3 protein-coding genes are annotated in these 3,091 nt (G+C 34.5%); all 3 read left to right on the plus strand.

Annotation, left to right across the window (positions count from 1 at the left end; genetic code table 11):
• A partial coding sequence (locus tag CLV86_RS14110; protein ID WP_147427047.1) for a T9SS type B sorting domain-containing protein occupies window positions 1–225 on the plus strand: 225 nt, incomplete at its 5' end.
• Between the two features lie 32 nt (window positions 226–257).
• Entirely contained in the window at window positions 258–1,163 is a 906-nt protein-coding gene (locus tag CLV86_RS14115) for a PorP/SprF family type IX secretion system membrane protein (RefSeq protein ID WP_121053302.1), read from the plus strand.
• Between the two features lie 33 nt (window positions 1,164–1,196).
• On the plus strand, window positions 1,197–3,091 hold a 1,895-nt coding region (locus tag CLV86_RS14120), incomplete at its 3' end, for an OmpA family protein (RefSeq protein WP_121053304.1).

Below are 3,091 nucleotides of genomic sequence, written 5' to 3' on the forward strand. Positions count from 1 at the left end.
CAGAAGAATGACACGTTTGATTTAAGTAGTTTCGATGTTCAAAGCTTAACTATATTTAATAGAAATGGAGTAAAAGTTTACGAGAAGACGAATTATACAAACGAGTGGCATGGTCAATCATTAGATGGCGATGAGTTACCAGTAGGGACATATTACTATGTAATGAACTACCAAGGTAATAAAACAAAAGCCGCTTGGGTATATATCAATAGAGAAAACAAATAATCCAAACCAACTAGAAACCAATAATAATACAGATGAAGAACATACTATATATCGTATTCCTAGTAGTTGTAGGAGTACAAGCGCAGCAAGATCCACAGTACACGCAATATATGTACAATATGAATGTGATCAATCCTGCGTATGCAGGATCAAGCGAAAGCGTATCCATAGGCGCATTATACCGTAGTCAATGGGTAGGTTTAGAAGGCTCACCAAGCACAGCAACCTTAGCGATACATTCTCCGGTAGGTAACCGAGTAGGATTAGGTTTATCATTAATTACTGATGAGGTAGGTCCAGTAAGTGAGACTAACGCTTATGTAGACTTTTCTTATACTTTACCAGTAGGAAATGTTACAAAATTAGCTTTTGGATTAAAAGCAGGAGCAACTTTTCATGATATTGGTTTAGCAGGTATAGACACTATAGATCCTGATGACCCATTTTTCTCACAAGATGTTAATCAAACAACAGCCAATGTAGGAGCCGGATTATATTTATACCAGCCAAACCGTTGGTATTTATCAGCATCGATGCCAAACATTTTAAATGGAACACATTTAGATAGTGAGGGTAGAAAAATAGGTTCAGAATCAGAACACTTATTTGCAGCAGCAGGTTATGTATTTGATTTATCAGAGAACTTTAAATTAAAGCCACACGCTTTATTAAAGTATGCCTTTGATGCACCAGTAAGTTACGATGTTAACCTAAATTTATTTATGTACGATGTTGTAGAAATAGGAGCCGGATACAGACTAGACGATTCGTTTAGTGGTATGGTAAACTTTATGGTATCACCATCGCTTAGAATAGGTTATGCTTACGATGCTATTCAATCAGAATTAGATGTTGTAACAGATGCCTCACACGAGATCTTTGTAAACTTCGATATTAATTTACCAAGAAAAGTATCACGTTCACCACGTTATTTCTAAACCACAAAAGCTAACACAAAAGACAAGGACCAGATGAAACACTTAAAATTAATCATAACACTAGTCATACTAAGTAGCTTTAGCGTGACAGCACAAACAAAGGCAACAAAGAGTGCCGATAAGCATTTTAATAAATACCAATTTGTAGAAGCCATAGAAGACTATAATAAATTAGTTGAAAAAGGTGAAGCAGATGCATACGTTTATGGACGATTAGCAGAAGCTAATTACAACATCTTTAATACCACAGAAGCAGAGAAATGGTATGCAAAAGCATTGGAAACTTCTCAAGAACCAGAAATGATTTTCAAGTATTCTGAAATGTTAAAAGCCAATGGAAAGTACGAAGCATCTAACACGCAAATGAAAAAATTTGCATCTATGCGTCCAAGTGACGATAGAGCAGCAATGTTTATGAGCAATCCAGATTACCTTCCTAAAATTTTAGATAGAGGAAAGAAATTTAATGTTCAAAACATGGATATTAATACAGCTGTATCAGACTTTGGAGGTACACTTAAAGATGGAAAATTATACATCTCTTCAGCAAGAAATAATGCAAGAAAAAATTATGGCTGGAATGAGCAACCATTTTTAGATATGTATTCATTTACTCAAGCAGAAGATGGGTCGTACCAAAATGAAACGATGTTAGGAGATAAAATGAATACAAAGTATCATGAAGGATTAATGTCTTTCTCTCCAGATGGAAATACGGTATACTTTTCAAGAGAAAGTTTCTATGAAAACATTTACGAAAAAGACTCTGTATCTAATACAAAATATAGTGTATTACACCTATTTAAAGCTAACAAAACAGGAGATAAATTTTCTAACATAGAAGCTTTACCTATAAACAGTAAAAACTATTCTATAAAAAATCCAAGTGTAAGTCCAGATGGTTCAACACTATATTTTGCAAGTGATATGCCAGGAGGATTTGGAAAGTATGATATTTACAAAGCAAGCATCGATGAAAATGGACAAGTAGGAACGCCTGTAAATATGGGACAAAAAATAAATACAGAAGGTCATGAAATGTTTCCATATATAAGTGATAATAATACACTTTACTTCTCATCAATAGGACATTTAGGACTAGGAGGAATGGATGTATTTTACACTAAAGAGATTGATGGTAAAATGGCACCGGTAAGAAATGTTGGAGTACCAATAAACTCTAATGGAGACGATTTTGCATTCTCAATAAATGAAGAAACAGGAGATGGTTTTGTATCTTCTAACAGAGAAGGCGGAAAAGGAGATGACGATATTTATGCATTTAAAAAAATACAACCACTTTGCGATGTACAAATCATAGCAACTATTGTAGATAACAAAACAAAAGCACCATTAGCCGGAGCAACAGCATCTTTAGTAGACGACCAAGGTAATGTTTTAGCTACTAAAACAGCAGACCAGAATGGTAAAGTAGAATACATTATAGAGTGTGACAAAGATACAGAACTGCAAGTAACAATGCAGGATTACGAAAGCAACACACTAGCAATTAAAGGAACAGACGAGGAAGAAGCACTTGTAGAAATTGCATTAGATCCAATAGAAAAAATTATAGAGGTAGAAGAAGTAGTATTAAATCCAATCTATTTTGATTACGATAAATCTAACATTACAGCAAAAGCAGCCTTTGAGTTAGACAATTTAGTACAAGCCATGAATAAGTATCCAGATATGGTTATTTATGCAACATCGCATACCGATATTAGAGGAGGTGATAACTATAACTTACGTCTTTCAGATAGAAGAGCAAAAACAACAGTGCAATACATTATCTCTAAAGGTATAGATGCATCAAGAATCTCTGGAGCAGGAAAAGGAGAAACAGAATTAGCAATAGACTGTGGTAATAACTGCACAGAAGAGCAACACCAAATGAACAGACGTTCTCAGTTTAGAATCATGAGCGG

This window comes from Lacinutrix venerupis (assembly GCF_003663945.1).
Taxonomy (GTDB): Bacteria; Bacteroidota; Bacteroidia; order Flavobacteriales; family Flavobacteriaceae; genus Lacinutrix; species Lacinutrix venerupis.